The organism is Streptomyces sp. B93, assembly GCF_018070565.1.
In the GTDB taxonomy this organism is placed as follows: Bacteria; Actinomycetota; Actinomycetes; order Streptomycetales; family Streptomycetaceae; genus Streptomyces.
The window spans coordinates 1-21,226 of sequence record NZ_JAGPXL010000013.1 but is presented as its reverse complement, the minus strand read 5'-3'; the positions used below and the strand labels follow the sequence as shown (position 1 = coordinate 21,226).

Annotated in this window: 15 protein-coding genes and 1 pseudogene; 6 read left to right on the top strand and 10 right to left on the bottom strand. The window is 71.1% G+C overall.

Going from position 1 to position 21,226, the window contains the following annotated elements; all coding sequences use genetic code 11:
• The first annotated feature begins 10 nt into the window (after window positions 1-10).
• Window positions 11-418, top strand: a complete 408-nt coding sequence (locus tag KBY47_RS36560) for a transposase (RefSeq protein ID WP_210921622.1) — start codon at window positions 11-13, stop codon at window positions 416-418.
• A gap of 200 nt (window positions 419-618) precedes the next feature.
• On the opposite strand, the gene KBY47_RS15125 is transcribed toward KBY47_RS36560, so the two are convergent.
• From KBY47_RS15125 to KBY47_RS15110, 3 genes and pseudogenes are all read right to left on the bottom strand, one after another.
• Window positions 619-2,928 (bottom strand): beta-L-arabinofuranosidase domain-containing protein, encoded by a 2,310-nt coding sequence (locus tag KBY47_RS15125; RefSeq protein ID WP_210921621.1) that lies wholly within the window; start codon window positions 2,926-2,928, stop codon window positions 619-621.
• 69 nt (window positions 2,929-2,997) lie between these two features.
• On the bottom strand, window positions 2,998-3,561 hold the full coding sequence (locus tag KBY47_RS37215) for an AbfB domain-containing protein (protein ID WP_308405163.1): 564 nt from the start codon (window positions 3,559-3,561) through the stop codon (window positions 2,998-3,000).
• Between the two features lie 265 nt (window positions 3,562-3,826).
• Window positions 3,827-4,643: pseudogene (locus KBY47_RS15110) on the bottom strand (IS5 family transposase).
• Window positions 4,644-4,779: 136 nt separating this feature from the next.
• On the opposite strand from KBY47_RS15110, the gene KBY47_RS15105 reads away from it, so the two are divergent.
• The gene (locus KBY47_RS15105) at window positions 4,780-5,034 is read left to right on the top strand and encodes a hypothetical protein (protein WP_210921620.1); all 255 of its coding nucleotides are present in this window, start codon (window positions 4,780-4,782) and stop codon (window positions 5,032-5,034) included.
• Window positions 5,031-5,405 carry a PIN domain-containing protein gene (locus KBY47_RS15100; protein WP_210921619.1) on the top strand — a complete coding sequence of 125 codons (375 nt, stop codon included), beginning with the start codon at window positions 5,031-5,033 and terminating at the stop codon, window positions 5,403-5,405. The genes KBY47_RS15105 and KBY47_RS15100 overlap by 4 nt, the downstream gene beginning before the upstream one ends.
• Before the next feature lie 450 nt (window positions 5,406-5,855).
• Here KBY47_RS15100 and KBY47_RS15095 read toward each other — a convergent pair whose 3' ends face one another.
• From KBY47_RS15095 to KBY47_RS15080, 5 genes are all read right to left on the bottom strand, one after another.
• On the bottom strand, window positions 5,856-6,863 hold the full coding sequence (locus tag KBY47_RS15095) for an aldehyde reductase (protein ID WP_210921618.1): 1,008 nt from the start codon (window positions 6,861-6,863) through the stop codon (window positions 5,856-5,858).
• Window positions 6,864-7,229: 366 nt separating this feature from the next.
• The gene (locus KBY47_RS15090) at window positions 7,230-13,607 is read right to left on the bottom strand and encodes a type I polyketide synthase (protein WP_308405162.1); all 6,378 of its coding nucleotides are present in this window, start codon (window positions 13,605-13,607) and stop codon (window positions 7,230-7,232) included.
• Between the two features lie 121 nt (window positions 13,608-13,728).
• Window positions 13,729-15,045 carry a beta-ketoacyl synthase N-terminal-like domain-containing protein gene (locus KBY47_RS15085; protein WP_210921617.1) on the bottom strand — a complete coding sequence of 439 codons (1,317 nt, stop codon included), beginning with the start codon at window positions 15,043-15,045 and terminating at the stop codon, window positions 13,729-13,731.
• A gap of 60 nt (window positions 15,046-15,105) precedes the next feature.
• Window positions 15,106-15,321 carry a DUF5988 family protein gene (locus KBY47_RS37375; RefSeq protein WP_374103084.1) on the bottom strand — a complete coding sequence of 72 codons (216 nt, stop codon included), beginning with the start codon at window positions 15,319-15,321 and terminating at the stop codon, window positions 15,106-15,108.
• A gap of 407 nt (window positions 15,322-15,728) precedes the next feature.
• Window positions 15,729-16,160, bottom strand: a complete 432-nt coding sequence (locus tag KBY47_RS15080) for a hypothetical protein (RefSeq protein WP_210921616.1) — start codon at window positions 16,158-16,160, stop codon at window positions 15,729-15,731.
• 950 nt (window positions 16,161-17,110) lie between these two features.
• On the opposite strand from KBY47_RS15080, the gene KBY47_RS15075 reads away from it, so the two are divergent.
• The gene (locus KBY47_RS15075) at window positions 17,111-17,602 is read left to right on the top strand and encodes an ATP-binding protein (RefSeq protein WP_210921615.1); all 492 of its coding nucleotides are present in this window, start codon (window positions 17,111-17,113) and stop codon (window positions 17,600-17,602) included.
• A 110-nt stretch (window positions 17,603-17,712) separates the two neighbouring features.
• Here the strand turns inward: KBY47_RS15075 and KBY47_RS15070 are convergent, their stop codons facing one another.
• The gene (locus KBY47_RS15070; protein ID WP_247694737.1) at window positions 17,713-18,210 is read right to left on the bottom strand and encodes an Ig-like domain-containing protein; all 498 of its coding nucleotides are present in this window, start codon (window positions 18,208-18,210) and stop codon (window positions 17,713-17,715) included.
• 212 nt (window positions 18,211-18,422) lie between these two features.
• On the bottom strand, window positions 18,423-19,556 hold the full coding sequence (locus KBY47_RS15065) for an IPT/TIG domain-containing protein (protein ID WP_247694736.1): 1,134 nt from the start codon (window positions 19,554-19,556) through the stop codon (window positions 18,423-18,425).
• Window positions 19,557-19,953: 397 nt separating this feature from the next.
• On the opposite strand from KBY47_RS15065, the gene KBY47_RS15060 reads away from it, so the two are divergent.
• On the top strand, window positions 19,954-20,700 hold the full coding sequence (locus KBY47_RS15060; RefSeq protein ID WP_210921614.1) for an IPT/TIG domain-containing protein: 747 nt from the start codon (window positions 19,954-19,956) through the stop codon (window positions 20,698-20,700).
• 204 nt (window positions 20,701-20,904) lie between these two features.
• A partial coding sequence (locus KBY47_RS15055; protein ID WP_308405161.1) for a helix-turn-helix transcriptional regulator occupies window positions 20,905-21,226 on the top strand: 322 nt, incomplete at its 3' end.

Below are 21,226 nucleotides of genomic sequence, written 5' to 3'. Positions count from 1 at the left end.
GGTCGACGGCGTGTTCACCAAGCCCTGCAGCAGATCCAGGCCCGGGCGGACGCGGCCGGCGACATCGACTGGCTGGTCCAGATCGACTCCACCATCGTCCGCGCTCACCAGCACGCCGCCGCCACCGGCCGAAAAGGGGCGGCACCAGCAGGACGAACCGGACGATCACGCCCTCGGCCGATCCCGCGGCGGACTAACGACCAAGATCCACCTCGCCTGCGACGGCCGGGGTCGCCCGCTCGCGATCCTGGTGACGCCCGGCCAACGCCACGACAGTGTCTGCGCACGTCCTCTGCTGGAACGGATCCGGGTTCCGCATACAAGGCTTACAGCTCCCGAGGCTTCCGTTCCTACCTGCGACGACGCGGCATTGCGCACACCATCCCCGAGAAGACTGACCAGCGGTGACACCGGCTGAGGCGCGGTGGCCACGGCGGCCGACCGCCAGGGTTCGACCGGGAGACCTACCGGCGGCGCAACGTGATCGAGCGCTGCTTCAACCGGCTCAAGGGCTTCCGCGGCATCGCTACCAGATACGAGAAGACCGCCACCTCCTGTGAAGCAGCGGTCAGTCTCGCGTCGTTCCTGCTCTGGGCAAGATCCGCTTGAAGACGGACCCTAGTCCCTCACGATGCGCCACCGGTTGTCGGCGGTGCCGTTGTCCGAGTCCTGGACCGCGAACGCGCCCACAGCGGTGGAGTTGTTCGCGATGGCGAGCAGCTTGCCGCTGTGCGAGTTGCGGATCTTGTAGGTTCCGTCTCCCTGGTCGAGCAGCGTCCACCGGTGGTCGGCGGTGCCGTTGTCCGACCACTGCAGGACGGTCGCGCCGTCGGTCGTGGACATGTCCTGGACGCCGAGGACCTTGCCGCTGTGGGCATTGCGGAAGCGGACCGCGTTTCCGTCGGTGATCACCTGCCAGTTGTGGTCCGCGGTGCCTGAGTCGTACCACTGCAGAGCGCGGCCACCGTCGGCGGTCGACATGTCCTGGATGCCCAGGACCAGACCGCTGCCCGCGTTGGCGAGACGGACGGTGCTGCCGCCGGTGTTCCAGTAGACGGTGTAGTTGTGGCCGTGCGCGTCGTGGAACGGGCCCAGGCTGACGGGGGAGCCGTTAGCGGTGGCGGTGAAGGCGAGCGAGCTGCTGCTGGTCCGGGTGATCGAGGACGTGTTCAGCGACGGGAGCGAGCTGAGCGTGGAGTCGCCGTAGTTGCCGGACAGGACCACCGGGCCGTAGGTGATCGCGGCGACGTCCGGGTTGTCGTTGGCCGCTCGCATGACGACCCGCATGGGCAGGCGGACGGTGACCGTGTCACCGGAGGTCCACGAGCGGCTCAGCGTGGCGTATGCGCCGGGCGTGGTGGCGAGGTTCTGCACCGTGCCGTTGACGCTGACAGTCGCCCCGGTGGTCCAGCCCGGGATGCGGATGCGCATCGCCCACGTTCCGCTGACGTTGCCAGTGACCTGCAAGGTCGTGGTGTCACTGTTCGGGTATGACGTGGTCTGGGTGACCGTGATGCCGCGCTCCGACCAGTTGAGCACCGAGGGTACGAACAGGTTCACGATCAGCGTGTTGTCGCTGCGGAAGTAGATGGAGTCCATCAGCCGGGTGTGCATCTCCAGGCCCGTGCCCTGGCAGCACCAGAACGTGCCGTAGTCGGTACTCCAGGTGCCGCCGCCCCACGCCGGGCCCACACCGCGTCGGCCTCCCGGGTTGAGCGGGGTGAAGTAGGTGACGTGGCCGTGGCTGTCGGCCGGGTTCTGCTGGCCGATCATCTGGTTCAGCCACGCCCGCTCGTAGTAGTCGAACAGCTCGGCCCGGCTGGGGTCCAGCGCGAACAACTCCCGGGTCAGGCTCAGCATGTTGAAGGTGTTGCAGCTTTCGCACGTGTCCCGGTTCAGGTAGCCGGAGATGGCGTTCGGAGCGCGGAAGTGCTCTGCCTGGCTGTTGCCGCCGATGGCATAGGTGTGCGTGCCGACGCAGATGTTCCAGGCGTTGGTGGCGATGTCCCGATAGCGGGTCGTGCCGGTGGCCTTGTACTCCCGGGCGGCCCCGATCCACTTGGGTACCTGGGTGTTGGCGTGCAGTCCGTTGAGCTGGTCCTGGTTGGCCGCCAGGGGGTCGAACACCGCGGCGTGGTCAAACCGCCGGGCGACGGTGAGCCACCGCGCGTCGCCTGTCTGCTGGTAGAGATCGGTCAGCACAGCGTTCATGCCGCCGAACTCGGTGCCCAGCATGGCCTGCATCTGCTGGCTGCTCAGGCGGCCGGTGCGCCAGTCGACCCACCCCGCCAGAGCGAGCAGCACGTCCCGGGCCTGTGTGCTGCCGATGTGGCGCCATACGTCCAGCAGGCCGGCGAGGGTCTTGTGGATGGTGTAGTACGGCACGTTGCCGTTACTCAGGGTCCGCTGCTCTAGAGCGGTGAAGTCGGACTCCGGGTAGCCGGAGAGGTAGCCGGCGTTGAAACCGGCGGCGCTGTTGTTGCCCTGGCACTTGGCCAGCTCCGCGACCATGTAGTTCGCCTTGTCCCGGCAGACGGTGTCCCCGGTCACGGCGTACAGCTGGGCCCATGCCGTGAGGAAGTGCCCCTGGGCGTGGGTGCGGAAGGGGAAGTTCGGCGCGTCCCAACCGCCGTTGGTCGCCGCTCCGTTGGTCGACAGCCGGTGGTTGGCGCGGAAGTTGTACAGCAGGCGGTCGACATCGACGAACCGCAGGTAGTTCCGCGTACGGTTCTGGTTGTCGAGCCACCGGCTTGCGGTGAGCTGGACCTGGCCGAGTGTGAAGGGGTGCGCGGAGACCCCGATGTCAGCCCTCGCGGGTGGGACGGCCGCGTAGGCGGGGGACGCGCCGGTGAAGGAGCCGGTGGCAGAGGCGGCGGCGGTGGCCCCGGCTGCTTGAAGGAGGCGCCGTCTGCTGACGGAGGAAGACATCTTGCACCCTTTCGTGACGAGAGAGGGGCCGTCGAAGCTGCCCGAGGGGTGACAGACCGTAACTGTGTCTCACTGGGTGGAGAAGGTGGCGTCGGCCCGGTTGGTCGCCGTGCCGAGCGGCTGGACGTGCGGCAGGTAGTCGTAGTGCCGGAGGTAGCGGCCGGGGAGGCTGTGCGACTCGTAGGAGACGCCGACGGAGTCGGAGATGTCCCGTCGTTCTTCTCCGCCACGCCTCTGGGCATCCGCGCTCTGCAGAGGTTGGTGCCCCGACCGGCGGCCGGGTCGTGCTGCGCCGGGGAGAGGTAGCGGGTGCCGTTGACGGGGAAGGTCGTCGCGTCCGGGGAGAAGGTGTCCAGCGGCAGCGCGATGCGGCTCCTCTCCGTCCAGGCGCCCGTGGATGTACCACTTGCCGTTGATCAAGTGGATCCAGACGGTCGTCCCGGGGACCGACGTGAGGCCCTGTTGGTAGATGTGCGGAGCGGCCCGCTGATCGGCGATGGTGTTCGGGCACGTGACGCCGGGTGACGCGGGCACGGCGGCATGGGCGGTACCGGCCGGGACACCGGTGAAGGCGGCGGCGGCCGAGCCGGTGATCGTGCCGAGGACCGTTCGACGGCCGAGCACAAGTCTCACGGAGTACTCCGTCCGGACCGGTATTTCGAACGTCGTTCGTAAACTCGGCCAGAACATAGATCCTGCACCTGCCCGGGTCAACGCTTCTGTCACAAAAGGCGGCTGGAGGTCTCGAAGGCGACGGTCCTGGCGTCCGGCATCGGCCGGTGGGCGTATCAACGCAGCCTGATCTGGTATCCCGCACAGCTCTGACAGCGAGTTGACTTCCGAAGTGGCGGCTTCGCGGCCGTACATCTCAGGGGGCGCGGGGAACTAAGACCGTGTCCTATGTGGTGAGGCGGATGAGTCGCTTGTAGCAGCACAGGGCGGCGGCGAGTCCGAGAAAGGCCAGGTAGCTGCGGGGATTGCGTTCGTAGCGAGGGCTCAGGCGGCGGTAGCCGGACAGCCAGGACATCGTCCGCTCGATGCCCCGGCGGCGTCGTACTAATCGCTTGCTGGACTCGATGCCCTTGCGGCGATGCGCACTCCGATGCGCTTGCTCTGGAGCCATCTGCGCAGGTCGGCCCAGTCGTAGGCTTTGTCGGCGTGCAGGCGCTGGGGCGTGAAGTACCGGCTGCGATGGGGGTCGTGTCTCGTGTGGTGACCCTCCACCATGGGCTTCAGTCCTTCGCTGTCGTGGGTGTTACCCGCGGAGACGCCGACGAGGAGGGGCAGGCCGTTCGCGTCCGGCAGGACGTGCATTTCGGAACCCGGCTTGCCCCGGTCCACGGGGCTCGGACCTGTGTGTTCGCCCCTTTCTTGGCCCGGACATGGGCGGTGTCGAGCACGACGCGGGTGACGTCGATGAGGCCGGCGTCGTCAAGCCGGTGCAGCACGGCCTCGTGCAGCCGGCCCCAGACACCGGCTCTCGACCAGATCAGGAACCGCCGATGAGCGGTCGACTTCGATATCCCGAAGCACGGCGGCAGAGCTCGCCAGGCGCAGCCGGACACCAGCACGTAGACAATCGCGGCGAACAGCGTCTCATCAGGGATGTCCTGCGTTCCACCGCCCTGCGGCCGCACCTTCGACGGCGGGATCAGCGGCTTCGCGATCTCCCACAACCCGTCCGGAACAATCCAACTCCACGTACCCCGCCCCATGTCGAGCTCGGACGCCTCACCACATAGGACACGGTCTAGTGCAAGCGGTACGGCGAAGGGTGGCCAGGTGAGGCACTCGGCCTCGAATTGGCCGCACGGCGACCCGAGAAGTTCTACCGGCGGTAGAATCAGCGGTATGAGCAAGCCGACGAGCATCAAGACCAGCGAGAAGGTGCGTGACCGGCTGCGCGTCCTCGCCGAGGAGCGCGGCACCACCATCACGGAGCTGCTGGAGGACCTCGCTGCCCGGGAGCTGACGGCCGCCGAGCGGCAGCAGCGCGCGCGGGAGGCCGCCCAGGAACTCGGCATCGAGTACACCGAGCAGGTCGAGCAGGCCGGCCAGGACGCCTGGGCGAAGATCCGCGCCCACCAGGGCGGCGCCGTCGCATGAACGTGACGGCCGTACTGGACCACACCACGCTCGCCGCCCTGTACCGGGCGGATCCGTTCTTCACCGGCCTGTACATCGAAGCCTCCCGTGGCACCGGCCGCGTCCTGATCCCGTCGCTGTCCGTCCTCGCTGCCGAGCGTCAGCTGGCGGGTGCGGGCAAGCACGCCGCATCCCTGCGGTTCGCGGAGAACGTGCCGTTCAGCACGGCCCACGCCGTGGAGGCGATGAGCTGGCCGAGCGTGAAGTGGCCGGTGGCCCACGCTGCGGCGATCGCCTGGCAGGCGACCAGACAGGGCGATCCCCTCACGGTGCTCTCCCTCGAGCCGGAGTCGTACGCCGGAACCGGCATCACCCCGCTGAACCCCACCTGAACCCACCGTCCCGACTGGCGCTACGCGTGGGTATTCTCAGCGTGAGCTGCGCAGATGGGCGCGGCGGGCGGTGACCAGCCCCCCCGCCGGTACGGCGTACCCGAGCAGGAAGCCGTCGGACTCGCCCGTCCGGTGAATCCCGGTCGGCCGGGCGCCGTCGTCCTGGTCGCCACCGTGATCCTGGCTGACGCCGTCCCAGCCACCACCCGCCCGGCCTGCCCCGCACGGATGTGCGAGTGGTCCAGGGCGCCTTGGCCGTCAGCGGCCCCGGGCGCGGCGTCCGTGACCTGCTCGCCGCCTGGCGCGACGACGGCTGCTCCCGCGTCCGGGAGCGGTTCCGGCGAGCCGCCGGCGAAGGTGAACTGCCCTGGGCCCGAGTTCGCGTGATGCCCCGCCCCTGGTGGCGGCGGCGGCTACTTGATCTCGAGGCTGTCCGGCTTGCCGGTGAGGTCACCGCCGGGGGACCACCCCCTGCTCGATCATGCTGGCGGCGGTGTCGAGGACGGCGTCGGACGGTGGCCGGGAGGTCCAGCCCAGTTCCTTCTGCGCCTTGGCCGCGCTGCTGCGGTCCATGCGCCCCCAGAAGGTGAGTGCCAGGCGGCTGCTCGGGTCGACGCGGGAGACGGCCCACATCAGCCAGTACGGCATCGTGCCCGTGGCGATCCGGTAGCCGCGCGGCCGGTAGCGGCCGGCCAGCACCTGCGCCATCTCGCGGGCCCACATGAACTGCCCGGCGGCGATGTACCGGTTGCCCGCCGCGGAGGGCGTCTCCATGGCGAGCCGGTGCAGACGGGCCAGGTCCCGCACGTCCACGATGTCCCAGCCGATCTTCGGCAGGAGCGGCAGCGTGCCCCGCATGATCCGCCGGATCAGCTCCACCGAGGTGTTGACGTCGGCGTTGAGCAGCGGCCCGAGCACGGTGCTCGGATTGAGGACGACCAGCTCCAGCTCGGTCTCGCGGGCGAAGTCCCACGCCGCCTTCTCGGCCAGCGTCTTGCTCCTGGCGTACGGGCCTGCCGTGCTCAGGTCGCTCCAGTCGGTCTCGGTGAAGACGCGGCCGTCGTCGTGCCCGTGGTGCACGGCGGCCCCCGACGAGGTCAGCACCACGCGGCGGACGGTGGTGCTGGCCCGGGCGGCCCGCAGCACCCGCAGGGTGCCGTCGACCGCGGGGCGGATCACCTCGTCCTCGTCGCGCGGGACGCGGGTGGGGAACGGCGATGCCACGTGCCAGACGTACCCGCACCCCTCGGCCGCCTCGGCCCAGCCGGCGTCACCGGTCAGGTCGGCCTCGACGAACTCCAGTTCGCCGCCCATCCGCCCGGCCAGCGCGCGCAGACGGGCGACGTCGGCGGTGCGCAGGTCGCGCACGGTGCCGCGTACGCCGTAGCCGTGGGCCAGGAGTTCGGCCACGCAGTGTCCGGCGAGGTATCCGGTGGCCCCGGTGATCAGGACTTTCATGGGCGCGCCTCGTCCTCGGCGTCGTCCTGCACCAACGTCCCGGAACCAGCCCGCAGGAAGGCCTGGCCGAAGCCTTCCACGCCAGCCGCAGCCTGATTGACGACGTCCGGCGATGGCTGTCCACAACCGACGTCCGCACCCACATCCCATGAACGCCCCAAGGGCACCCGCCTGGACCCGCCTGGACCCGCCTGGACCCGGCCTGGTACAGCGGGTCACTGAGCCTCCCCACGGCGGGGCTCCGGCAGCCGCGCGCCGTGTGCGCCACCACCTCAGCGGGAGGGCGGCGGCCGGCTCCCCGGCCGCCCGCCACCACCACGCTTCGACAAGACGACCGGGAAACCGGCGACAACCGCTTCCGCACCCTCACCGCCCCGGCGATTCCTCCTCCGCCAGCCCCATGTGCGCCGCCAGCGCGGACGCCAGCGAGGCGATCGTCGGATGCTGCCAGACGAAGTTGCTCGCCAGCCGCACCGCCAGGTCGGTGTCCAGACGGATCCGCAGCTCCGTGGCGAGCAGGGAGTCAAACCCCAGCGACTTCAACGGAGTCTGCGGGTCGAGCGCGGCCCCACCGGTGCGCAGGATCGCCCGGATGTGACCGGTCAGATAGTCCTCCAGCGCCCGCTGCCGGGGCATCCCCGCGGGCATCGCCTCGATCCGCGCCCGGATGTCCGCACCCCCACCGGCCGCCACCCGCTCCTCCTGCTCCTTCTCCTGCCCGGCACCGTCCGGCGCCAGCAGGGCGAAGAGACTGGATGCGGCCGCCGCCCCCGGAATCCACGTCTCAGGCGGCCCGGGAATGACCGCCGTCCGTACCCGCCGGTGCGCCACCAGACAGTGCAGCGCCTTGAGCCCCTCACCCGTGGGAATGGTCTCGTAGCCGCGCTCGGCGAAGTCCGTGGCCCGCCCCGTCTCCCCCCACGGCCCCCACCCCACCGCCAGCGTCGGCAACCCGTTGCGGGAACGCCAGGCCGCGAACGCGTCGAGCCACGCGTTGGCCGCCGCGTACGTCCCCTGCCCGGCATTGCCCAGCAGCGCACTCATGGACGAGTACAGGACGAACCAGTCCAGCTCCTGACCGTCCGTGGCCCGGTGCAGATTCCACGCACCGCCCACCTTCGGCGCCCACACCCGCCGCAGCTGACGGTCGGTGACCCCGGCCAGCGCCGCGTCGTCGAGGACCATCGCACAGTGCACCACCCCCCGCAGCCGCACACCGCCCTCCGTCGCCGCGCCCACCAGCCGCTCGGCGGTGCCCCGCTGGGAGATGTCCCCGAGCACCACCGTGGTCTCGGCCGCCAGGTCACCGATCTCCCGGGCCGCCTCCAGCGACGGAGGCCTGCGCCCGTTCAGCACGATCCGGGCGGCCCCCTGCCCGGCCAGCCACCGCGCGGTCGCCAGCCCCAGCCCGCCCAGCCCCCCGGTGACGATGTAGGCGCCGTCCTCGCGCACCACCGGCAGCCCGCCGGGCACCACCGCCGTCGTCTCGCCCTCCTCGGGCACCGTCAGCACGATCTTGCCCGTGTGACCGGCACGCGCCATGAGCCGGAACGCCTCCACCGCCCGCTCCCACGGGTACTCCGTACACAGCAGCGGCTTCAGCCGCCCGGCCGCGACATGGTCCATGACCTCACGCAGCAGCGTCGCCAGCAACTGCGGCCTGCGGTTTTGCAGTTCGATGAGATCTACGGTGCTGAAGCTGATGTTGTGCCGCAGCAGCCCCAGCCTCAACGCGGCATCGGCCATGATGTCGCGCACCCCCAGCTCCACGAACCGCCCGAACGGGCGCAGACACTCAAGCCCGGCCCGCACCGCGGGACCACTGAGCGAGTTCAGTACGACATCCACCCCCTCCCCGTCGGTGGCCAGCCGCACCTGCTCGGCGAAGTCCAGCGTCCGCGAGTCCATCACGCACCGGATGCCCATCGCGCGCAGCTGATGCCGCTTGTCCTCGGAACCGGCCGTGGCCAGCACCTCCGCACCCAGCAGCCGCGCCACCGCGATCGCGGCCCGCCCGGTGCCCCCCGTGGCCGAGTGGATCAGCACCCGCTCACCCGCCTCCAGCCGCGCCACATGCCGCAGCGCGTACCAGGCGGTCAGATACGCCGTGGGCAGCCCCGCGGCGGCCACCGGCGTCACCTTAGGCGGCAGCGCGGCCACCGCCGTACCCGGCACGGTCACGAACGAGCCGAACGCACCGCCCTCCAGCGCGACGGCCAGGACCGCGTCCCCCGGCCGCACATGGGACACCCCCGCCCCCACCGCACTGACGACGCCCGCGCACTCGAACCCGATACGCCCCCCGGCCTGCGGATCGGAACCGAGCATCCCCAACGAGGTCAGCACATCACGGAAGTTGACCCCGGCCGCCCTGACCCGCACCTCCACCTCACCCGGGCCGGGCCCGCGCCGCTCGGCCACCACCGGCTCCAGACTGTCCAGATCACCCAGCCGCCCCGCCCGCAGCCGCACCCCGTCCCTTCCGAACCGCACCGTCCGCGTCGCACGCGACTGCGTCTCGGCCGCGGTGAGGGGAGCACGGTCCAAACGCGCCACAAAACGCGTCCCGCCCCGCAGCGCCACCTCGTCCTCCGGCGCGTTTGCCAGCAACTCCTCCGCCAGCGCCCGCAGCCCGTCCTCATCCAGTTCCCCGTCGACCAGGGTGGGCCGCAGCCCGGGCCGCTCCACCGCCACCACCCGCGTCACCCCGCGCACCGCCCCCAGCGCGGGCCGCCCGCTCTCCTGCCCGTCCACCGCGAACGCCCGCCCGGTGACCGTGTACAGACGCCACGTGCCGCGCTCCTCATCAGCGGCCTGCGCCAGCGCCAGCAACCGCCGCGCACGCTGCTGCGCGCCCTCGGTGGGATCACCGTCCCCCGCCGCCCCGCACAGCAGGACGACCGCACGCCAGGAACCCTCCCCGCCGGCCAGGTAGTGGCCGAACGTCTGGGCCAGGGACGCCAGATCACCCGAGTCCAGCGGCACGTTCCGCGCCTCGGCCCGTGCTCCGGAGGCGCGCAGAACGTCCGCCAGGGCCTCGGCCCGGCCGTCGCCCTCGCCGAGCACCAGCCAGTTCCCGGCCGCCGCCGGGGCGGTCCGGGGCCGCCGGGCGCGGTGCCAGCCCAGCTCCAGGAACCACCGGTCCACCGTCCGGTCCTCGGCGCCCGCGCCACGCAGGAAGCGCACGTCGTCCAGGGCGAGGACCAGACGGCCCCGCGCGTCCAGCGCCCGCACACTGCCCGCCAGCGTCGTCTCACCCGCCTCGGTGACCAGCGCATGCGCGTGCACGGCCTGCTCCACATCGCCCAGGACCCGCACGGCACCGACCCCGACCGGCAGGATCGGCGCGGGCGCGCTCTGCGAACCCGCCCCCGCGACCAGCAGTTGCAGACACAGATCGACCAGCACCGGATGCACGCTCAGCGCGGCGCCGGGCGTGCGCGCCGCCTCCGGCAGGTGGATGTCGGCCCAGAAGCTGTTGCGCTGGCTGGTGGTGCGCAGCGCGGTGATACCGGTGAACGCCGGCCCGTGCTCCAGGCCGCAGCCCCGCAGACCGGCGTAGAGCCGGGCGGGCTCCAGGGCGACGGGATGCTTGCGGTGCAGGTCGGCCACGGACGCGGCCCGCTCCCGCCCCGAGGGCAGCGCGCGCCGCGCGACGGCCGAGCCGTACAGCTGCCACGTACCGTCCTGGGCCCGCGCATGGATCTCACAGGCCGCCTGGTCGCCGCCGGTGAGGGTGACGGTGGTACTCACGTCCACCTCGCCGTCCAGCCGCAGCAGATCGTGGAAGGAGACGTCGACGAGGTCCACCTCGGTGGCCGTAGCGCCGAGCGCGCCGAGGGCCGCGGTGTGCAGCACCGCGCAGAAACCCGCCCCCGGAAGGACCGGGGCGCCGTGCACCCGGTGGTCGTCCAGCCAGGGCAGGTGCCGCACGGGCGCGGTGGCGTGCCAGCAGTGCCGCACCGGATCACCCGGCACCTCGGTGCGCAGACCCGGCAGCGCCGCCCCCTCACCCGGCGAGGACGAAGCGGCCTGCCTGGCCCCGGCCGTCTCCTGCTGCCCGGCGGCGTCGGCCGGCGGGCCCACGGCCCAGTGCCGGGTGCGGTCGTAGGTGAGGGTCGGCACGTCCGCCAGCACCCCCTCACCGCAGACCGGTGTCCAGTCCACGGTGCCGCCATGGCAGTGCAGGGCGGCGAGCTGCGTACGGAAGGTGGCCACCTCGTCCTGACCGCGCCGCAGCGTGGGCAGCACGACCGCGTCGGGGACCGTCTCGGCCAGACTGTCCGCCAGGGACCGGCCGACCACCGGGTGCGGCGAGATCTCGGTGTAGAGCTCATGCCGGTCCGCGGCGGCCGCGGCCACCGCGGTGTGGAAACGCACCGGCCGGCGCAGGTTGTCACACCAGTACGCGGCATCCAGCAGCGGACTGTTGCGGGGGTCCTCGCTCACCGTGGAGTAGAACGGGACCTGCGGCGCCCGGGGCGCGAGCCCCGCCAGCGACTGCCGCAGCTCACCCAGCAACGGGTCGACATGCGCACTGTGCGAGGCGACGTCCACCGCGATCGGCACCGCCGCCACCCCGCCCTCCTCCCACCGCGCCACCAGGTCGGCGACCTGGTCGGCGTCCCCCGAGACCACCGTGGTCCCCGGGGATGCCAGCACCGCCACCGACACCCCGTCCGCACCGGCCTCGGCCAGCGCCGCCTGCACCGCCTGGCGGCCCAGACCGACACTGGCCATCGCACCCCGGCCCGCGACCCGCTCCAGCAGCGCCGAACGCCGGCAGATCACCCGCACCCCGTCGGCCAGACTCAGCGCCCCAGCCACCACCGCCGCCGCCACCTCACCCATGGAATGCCCGATGACCGCCGCGGGCCGCACCCCGTGCGCCTGCCACGCCGCCGCCAGCGCCACCTGGAGCGCGAAGAGCACCGGCTGGATCCGCCCGCACCCGGCCACCGGCATCCCGGTGCGCACCACATCCAGCACGCAAAAGCCCGCCTCGCTGCGGATCAGGGCGTCCGCCTCGGTCAGCGCCTTGGCGAACGCCCGGTCCCGGGCCAGCAGTTCACGGCCCATGCCCGGCCACTGCGAGCCCTGCCCGGAGAACACCCACACGGGCTGACGCGGGGCGGTGACATCGGCCGCCCGGGACACCACACCCGCCGCGGGCAGCCCGTCGGCGAACAGCCGCAGCGCCTCCGCCGTCTCCGCCCGGGACCGGGCCACGACCGCCAGCCGCCCCCTCCCCGGACCGCGGCGCAGCGCCAGCGTGTGCGCGACGTCCCGCAGCGCGACCTTGCTGCCGTCCCCCTCCAGCCAGTCGGCCAGCCTTCTGGCAGCCTCCGGCAGCACCCGGTGCGACCCGGCGCCCAGCAGGATCACCTCGGGCGGCGCGGTCCGCGGCCGGCGAGGCGCGGGCACGGCACCGCGGCGGGCGGTGCGCGGCGGCTCCTGGAGGATCACGTGCGCGTTGGTGCCGGAGAAACCGAACGAGGACACCGCGGCGTACCGCACCGGCTCCTTCTCGGGCCACGGCGTGTTCCGCACCGGCACGAACAGGCGGCTGTCCGCCGCGGTGATGGCCGGATTGAACGAGGAGAAGTGCAAGTTGGGCGGGATGCTGCCGTGCTGCACACACAGCACGGCCTTGATCAGCCCGGTGATCCCGGCCGCCGGCTCCAGATGGCCCAGGTTCGTCTTGACCGAGCCCAGCGCACAGGGCGAAAGACCGGTGCCGTACACGGCGGCCAGCGAGGCGAACTCCACCGGGTCGCCCACCGGGGTGCCCGTGCCGTGCGCCTCGACCAGCGAGATCCGCGCCGGGTCGACACCGGCCCGCTTCAGCGCGGTGCGGTAGAGGGCCTGCTGGGCGGCGGCGGACGGGGCGGCCAGACCGTCGGAGCGGCCGTCCTGGTTGACCGCACTCCCGCGGACGACGGCGAGGATGCGGTCCCCGTCCCTGCGGGCGTCCGGCAGACGCTTCAGGGCGACGGCCCCGCACCCCTCACCGCGCACGAAACCGTCCGCCGCGGCGTCGAAGGTGTGGCAGCACCCGGTGGGGGAGAGCATGCCCATCCGGGCGAAGGACCGGGTGATGCGCGGGGCGAGCATGAGCGTGACCCCGGCCGCGAGCGCCAGGTCGCACTCCTGGCGGCCCAGCGCCTCACAGGCCAGGTGGAAGGCGACCAGCGACGACGAGCACGCCGTGTCCAGCGCGATGCTCGGGCCGTGCAGGCCCAGCAGGTAGGAGATCCGCCCTACGGCGACACAGTGGCCGTTGGTCAGGATCGACCCCTCCAGCTCCCCGGGACGGCCGGCGAGCTGGTCCATGTAGTCGGTGTAGCTCAGCCCGGTGTAGACCCCGGTCGTGGAGCCCGCCAGCCGTCCCGGCGGCAGCCCCGCGTGCTCCAGCGCCTCCCATACGACCTCCAGCAGCAGCCGGTGCTGGGGATCGAGGACGTCGGCCTCACGCCCGGAGACTCCGAAGAAGTCCGCGTCGAAGCGGGAGACGTCCGCCAGATAGCCGCCCTTCAGCGGCGCCGGAGGCCCCCCGGAGGCGGAGCCCGCCTCGCCAACGGCCGTCTCCCGCCCGGCCGGGGGAGGGCCGACCGCGTCGCGCCCCTCCACCAGCAGACGCCACAGTGCGGCCGGGGAGTCCACGTCGCCGGGAAGGCGGCAGCCCATCCCGATGACGGCGATGGGCACGTTCACCGGCTGGGGGCCGTTTTTGCCGTGGGCCACAGAAGTCTCCTTGTCGTCCGGGGGTGCGAAGCGTCATCCGGTGGGGTGTGTGCGGGAACGCGCGGCAGCGCGCGGTGAAGCGGGGCGGCGGGCGGGTGCCGCGGGGCGCCGGCCCCGCTTCTCAGATGTCGGGGGAGCCCAGCAGGATCGCGCTCTTCACCCCGCCGACCTGGTAGTTGAAGCTGAACGCGTAGTCGAAGTCGAGCGGCCGCGGCACCGACCCCGGCACCGGATCGAAGGGCAGGCCCTCGGCGGGCAGCTCGCAGTTGGTGGTCGGACACACCTGCCCGTGACCCATCATCAGCAGCGTCAGCGCCACCCCGAGACACCCGGCCGGAGCGCCGTTGTGACCGAAGCAGCCCTCCTGCGACGACATCAGCACCTCACCCGCGGCCGAGCCGTACAGCTCCCTGACCGCGTTCGCCTCGAACGCGGTCACGACCCCGTTGCCGTCGCTGCCGCCGTGGATGTACGGCACCTGCCCGATCTCCCAGGTGTCACCCAGGCACCCCCGCACCGCCGCCACCAGCGCCTTGCCCGTCTCGTCGCAGGCCAGCGGGTTCGCCAGCCCGTCCCGGGTGGTGACCTGCGACAGCACCTGCCCGTACAGGCGCGCGTCCCGCCTGAAGGCGTGCTCCCTGCTCTCGATGACGACCGTCGCGGACCCCTCGCCGTGGTTGATGCACTCGGCACGCTGGTCGTAGGGCCGCATCAGGGCGTCGAACGACGGCAGCAGACTGGGCATGTCCGTCGACCGCATGGCGTCGTAGGCCTGCTGGGCCCCGCTCAGCAGCCGCTGGATGTTGCGGATCATGGTGACGCTGAAGACGTCCACCCCGGTCACCACGACGATGTCCGCCTCACCCGAGGCGATCATGCCCAGCGCGTTGCCGATCTGCAGGGCCGAGGAGGCACAGCCGCACGACACCGTGAAGGTGGCGGCCCTGGACCGGGTGAGCGCCCCCTGCACCAGGGCGACGTCCGAGGGGGTCACGGCCTGCTCCGCCGCCACGAACATCTCCAGCGCCTCGGCGACCGGATACGCCGCCGGATCGGCCCGCAGCACCGCCAGGTAGCTGTCGATGTTGGCGTCCACCCCGCCACGGCCCACCAGGAGGGCGGCCTCCTCCAGATCGCGCCGCACATCCAGCCCGGCGTCCAGGCACGCCTGCGCCAGCGACACCAGCCCGAAGCGGTGGGCGTCGGTGTAGTGACGCGAGAAGAACTCGGGAATACCCGGAACGCGTTCGGCGAACGCCTCCTCGGACAGATTGACACTGCCGTAGTAGACGCCCTTCTTGACCAGACAGGACGTTCCGCTGGAGGCGACCTCCCAGAGGTCCTCGGCGGTGAACACCGGGTCCTGCGGTCCGGGAAGGCACAGCCCGATCCCCGTGACGACGGCGTCCCGCGCCCGTACACCAGTGCGCCGCCTCATGAGGCTGCCGCCCGCGGCGAAAAGTCGATCATAGAAATTTCCCTAAGGATCAGATGTGGATTATTCGGCCACATAGGTGCGGCGGCACCAGCGGTAGACGGGCATCCGCTCGCCCTGGTGGTGGGTGTAGGAGCCCGAGAACTCAAAATGTTCATAAGCATTCCCGCACAGAATTTTCACCTTGGGTTCGGACTCCACGGACGAGACATCCCATACGGCGGGAACCTCGGCCCAGTCCGGACCCCCGGAAAGCATCACTCGGACCGTTCTCGGCATTTTCGGCTCCGGCGGTAGTGCGAGGACTTCCCCTCCGCGTCGTCGAACGAAAAGAAGAAGGGTGACGGAAACAGACACCGGTACACCGTGAGAAAGGACCGGCACAGCGAATCGAAGAAATCCGAAACCAGCATGATGTCCTGTCAGGTTCGACGGAAGACGGCTTCTCGTAGGCAGCGCACCCCCCGACGGCGCGAAAGCGCGGACAAAGGGCGGACGAAGGGGGAGACCCGCACAGCGCCCGCACCGCAAGGGCAGGGGAGCCGGGGCCCGGCACTCACCCTCGGCAGTGAGTGCCGGGCGCCCGTACCGCCCGCCGGACGAGAGGGGGGAGACCGCCCGGCAGGCGGCTGGCCGGGGACCGGCAGGACATCAGGCGTCCGCCGGCCGCCCGGACCGGGTGGTGGTCAGGACGCGTGGGCGAGAGCCTGACTGATCGCCGACGCGGCGGCCTGCTCGGCCCCCAGCCCCGCGGTCGTGGCACCGAGCAGGTTGTACACCAGCGCGGTCGCGTTGGCGGCGGTGGCCGCGAGGACATTGGTCCCCACCACCTGGGGCTGGCCCTGGCAGTTGCCGATCGCCGACACCAGGTGGGTGGCGGTGGCCAGGTTGTGGTTGCGCGCGCCCGACGGGTCGTTGGCCTGGCTGGCCGCGATGGCCGCGTTGTTGGACGCCTGCGCCGCCTGAAGGTCGGAGACGCACGTCGAGGCGGCCTGGGCGGGGGCGGAGGCCGAGACGGACTCCGCGGGAGCCGCCGCGGCCAGCGGGGCGACCCCCGCGACCACACCCGCCGCCATGACGGCGGTCACGGTCGCGGCGGCAAGACGAGAACGAAACATGTTGACACTCCCTGAAAAGGTAGTAAGAGCAGATTGATCACGACGCCGGCCACAGCGCCCTCCGTCACGGGGAGCTGGCTGCCTGGGGAACGTGAACGCGGCCTGGCCGCTGGGGTGTCTGCGTGCTGGGAGTGACGACCGGAGCGGATAGCTGTCACGTTCCCGGAAAGGGATGGGCAACCCGCCGGTTCGTAATCAAGTAATGCGGCACGTACAACTCGTATCTCAAGAGGCCCAATGCCCGCGTCACTCGATCGGAGTACAGCACCAGCCGCGAATCCCCCTGCATGACGGCCGCCCTCACCGCCGCCGGACCGGCGGCCACCCACCCCCGGCCAGGACCCGTCACGGTGGCCGAAACACGCCGCCCGATCTTTCGTTTCGACCGGGGAAATCGGGGCAATGAAATGGTCGGTATCCCGGGCCGTATTCAGCCCTCGCCGGGCCCCGATATCAGAAACACCACAGACGGTCCACCCCCGCCTAACCGGCAAAACGCGCCATGTGACCACCGCGTTTTAGAGCATCAAAGGAAATGCTATTATCACTCGCGCTTACGCCGTTTGGGTGTTGCTTCTCCGGTATGTGTTGCCGCCATATGCCAACCCAGCGATAACAGTTACGTCCAACGGTGGGCTGCCCGTCCTCTCCGGGGAAGCGGTGTCCGGGATTTTGCGCGCCGGCAGAAACGCCGGCCGCCGAACCGCGGGCCGCCGCGATGGGCACCCCGCGAGAGGAGTTGGACCGTCAGCCGGCGTCGGCCGGCGCCGGCTGACGCCTGCCCAACTCCATGCTGCCTTGTACCAGGGGGGCGACAGGCGGACCAACCAGCTGCGCGATGCCACCGCGCCTGCCGAACGACCGGCCGCACGCCCCGCCGGCACTCTCGCTGTTGACTGCACCCTCACAGCACCAGGAGAGACCCAGACATGTTGACGACCAATCAAGACATGTTGAGCGAACCAGCATGCATCCGGATCGTCCTTTCCCCCCAGGACATCGAGCAGTGGCCCGACAGGCCCCCAGACCACCCCCCACCCCCCCTCTGGCCCCGATCCCGCTCCCTGACCGTCCGCCTCCCCGCAGTCGACCGGGCCGTCCCCATCTGCCGCTCCCTCACACGGTTATGGCTCGACCAGCAGCACGTCCGAGAAGACAGCGTCCGCCACACCGCCCTGCTGGTCACCACCGAACTCGCCACCAACGCCATCCTCCACACCGACAGCACCGTCATCACCACCCACCTGCGCCGAAACCGCAGCCACCTGCGCATCCAAGTACGCGACCAGGGAACCGCCCCCGAAGACCGACAGCACTGGCACCACACCTCCGGCTTCGGCCGCGGCCTGGGAATCGTCGCCCGCTGCGCCCGCGCCCTTGGCACCCACGTCGCCGACGACGGCTCCCGGACGATCTGGGCGACGGTCTCCCTGCGCCGCTGAGAAACAACTCCCCTTGTCGGGCACACGCATCCGGCGGGCATCCTGCCCGCCGGACGCCCGCCGTTGCCCACACACCCCCAAGCCCGCCCGCCGCCAGCCCCCCCCGGCTCTCAGCGGACGTCGACGTTGTTGTGGATGTCTCCCACCCCGAACCCGAACACACCGCCGCAGGCCAGCAGACACACATCCGGCAGCCCCAGCAACGGCGGCGCTGACGGCGAGGACCCGGACGGCGACACCTGCACCGTCACCGTGCCATGGGACGCATCGCACGCGCCGTTGCCGTTGTAGGCGGCGGTGACGGTGTGACTGCCCGACGTGGCGAACGTCGCCCGGTACGCCGCCACCCCACCGGCCACCGGCACGGTCTCCAGCAGTTCATCGCCGTCGAAGAACGACACACCCAGCCCGCCGCCCGGATCCGAGCCGCAGCTCACCGCGGCCGTCAGCTGGACGGCACTGCCCACCGCGGCCGACATCGGCGAAGCGGTGAGGGTGGTGGAGGACGGGGCGGCCACGGCCGACGAGGCCGCCGCCAGCACGAGCGCCAGCGCCGCCGGGGCGACGGCCCCCAGACCACCGATACGTCTGCCATGTCTGCGCTGCATACGCGACTCCAGAAAATGCGGGGGGAATATTCCAAGCCGATGGCGTCCACGCTAGGCCCCCCGACACCCCCTCCGCCGCTCACCGCCCGCACCGGTGCGTCTACCCGGTCCAGCCGAACAGACCGATCGTGTGAGAAACCCGGCACCGACAGCCCGTGCCACCAGCCCAGCCGCCCCAGCCCGTGCCACCAGCCCGGCCGCCGCAGCACCCCCTAGATCTCCGGAGCCGCCAGGCGCTGGAACACCACCGCGCCCGACGTACCCCCCGCCGTCGTCACCCGCACGGCGACCCCACCCACCGGCCCCGCCCCGATCGTCGCGATCACCTGGGTGTCCGAGAGCACCGTGAACGCCACCGGCACCCCGTCCGCGGTGACACCGGTCGTCCCCGCCAGCCCGCTGCCCGTCAACGTCACCACCGTGACGCTCGCCGCAGGCCCGCCCGACGGCGACAGACCACTCAGCACCGGCCCACTCACATAGGCGTAGGCGAGCGGATTGCTGACCCCACCCGGCGTCACCACGCTCACCTGCACCTGCCCGGTCCCCGGCGGCGCCTGAGCCACCAGCTCCGTGTCCGAGACGACACTGAACCCCGCCGACACCGCCCCGAACCGCACCTCACTCGCCTGGGACAGCCCCGACCCCGTCAACACCACCGACTCCCCGCCACCCGTCCCCCCGACGCCCGGAGCAAGCGCCGTGAGCACCGGCACCGCCGCATAGAAGAAGTACGACTGCGGCGAGGCGGCACTGGTCCCCGCGGGCGTCGTCACCCGCACCGGCACCGACCCCGCCACCCCCGGCGGCGACACCGCGGTGATCACACTCCCGGACACGACCTCGAACGACGCCGCATCAACCGCACCGAACCGGACCTGCGTGGCACCGAGGAAGGAACTTCCCGTCACGGTCACCACCGTGCCCCCGCTGGCCGGACCCCCCGACGGCGACAGACCGGTCACCGCCGGAACGGAGGCCACCGTATAGGTGAAGTAGACCGAGACGTTGCTGGAACCGGTGGGAGAAGTCACCCACACCGGTACCGACCCCGAACTGCCCGGCGGCGCCACCGCGTTGATCCGCGTCGACGACACCACCGTGAAGGACGCGCTCGCAAAACCGAAACGCACGGTGGTGGCCCCCGTCAGCCCCGTACCGGTAATGACGACGGCCGTACCGCCGGACACAGGACCCTGCGCGGGACTGATGGAACTGACCACGGGCGGCATGAGTGCCTCCAGGAACGAAGAAGCCGACGGGCACGCGAGACCGACACCAAAAGCGGCCCACGTCATTTCCGGAACAAGAAAGAAAGGAAGGAGACCCCTGGCCCCAACGGGCAACAGACAACGGGCAACAACGGCCCACCGGTTGGCCCCGCCCCCAGTGACCCACACACCCACCCCGCCAACAAGACCACCCACCCAGGGACACCCAAATGGCCTAAGCACACCGAAGCCCCACCGACACCCACCACCCCCACACCCCACTACTCCATTCGAGTGACGCCAGACGAGCGCCGCTTGTCCCTCCCACCGCCCCATGGGTGACTGAAGTAACCAATCGGCGGGCCGCCCATCCCCAGCCGACAACGGCGGACCAGGCCGCACCGGGCCCCCAACCCCACCCTCCTCGCAGCGAGATGCTCAAACACGCCCCGCGAAGACGGAACACGGACCCACCGCGCCAGACCCCGCCGCCAGCACCCCTTCCCACACGTTCGAGCAGAGGACTGTTGTCATGCCCGTCTCTCCCAACCAGGGTTCCACCGGCGGCGGCACGCTGGTCACCATCACGGGAACCAACCTCGCCAACACCACCAAGGTCTCCTTCGGCACCAAGCTCGCCACCAACATCACCCAGGTCTCCCCGACCCAGGTCACCGCCGTGTCCCCCTCCGGCACCGGCACCGTCGGCATCACCGTCACCACACCCGGCGGCACCAGCAACCCCGTGCCCTTCTTCTACGTCGGCGCGCCCTTCAAGTCATCCCTCGACACCACCGCCGGACCCCTGGCCGGCGGCAACACCATCACCCTCACCGGCACCGGCCTGTCCACCGCCACCAGCGTGTCCTTCGGCAGCGAGACAGCCACCCCCACCATCAACTCCGACAGCTCCCTCAGCGTGACCGTCCCCGCAGGCGCCGCCGTCGGCCCCGTCCCCGTCTCCGTCACCACCGCCGGCGGCACCAACAACGGCCTCTCCTACACCTACCTCGACGCCCCCACCATCGCCACACTCACCCCCACCTCCGGCCCCGCCTCCGGCGGCACCGCCGTCACCATCACCGGCACCGAACTCGACACCACCGACTCGGTCACCTTCGGCGGCACCCCCGCCCCCTTCGCCATCATCAACGCCACCACCCTCTCCGCCGTCACCCCACCCGGCACCGCCGGAACCGCCGACGTCGTCGTCACCAACCCCGCCGGCTCCGACACCGCAGTCGCCGCCTTCACCTACGTCGCCGGCCCCGGCATCTGACCCACACCCCCGGATGACCGGACCCACCCCCCGGGTCCGGTCATTCGCCACACCGAAACACACCACATACGTGTGTCCCGCGCGCCCCCCGCCAACCCACCCACAGTGCCAAACACACCACACCCGGCACCCGAACCCCTCACCGAGATGAGAAGTAGAATGTGAAGCCCCATGCGAGGCACCCGTGAAGAGAATGAGGGGATCGTGGACTTCGACGCAGTGGACGCCCTGCTCGCCTCGGTGACCATCGACGACGGCCTGCCCCCACCCCCCGAACGCAAACAACTCCGCCGCAAAGCCCGGCTCAACCAGACCCAGGTCGCCCAAGCCGTCGGAGTCAGCCGAGAAACCGTCAGCGCCTGGGAAGCCGGCCGCTGGGAACCAACCGGCGACGCCCGCACCAAATACCGACGCCTCCTCGACGGCCTCAAAGCCAAACTGACCAACACCCCACCCCCCACCCCCACCACCGAACAACCACACCCCAACGTCCCCGACCGCCTCACCACACCAGCCCCCTGCGTCC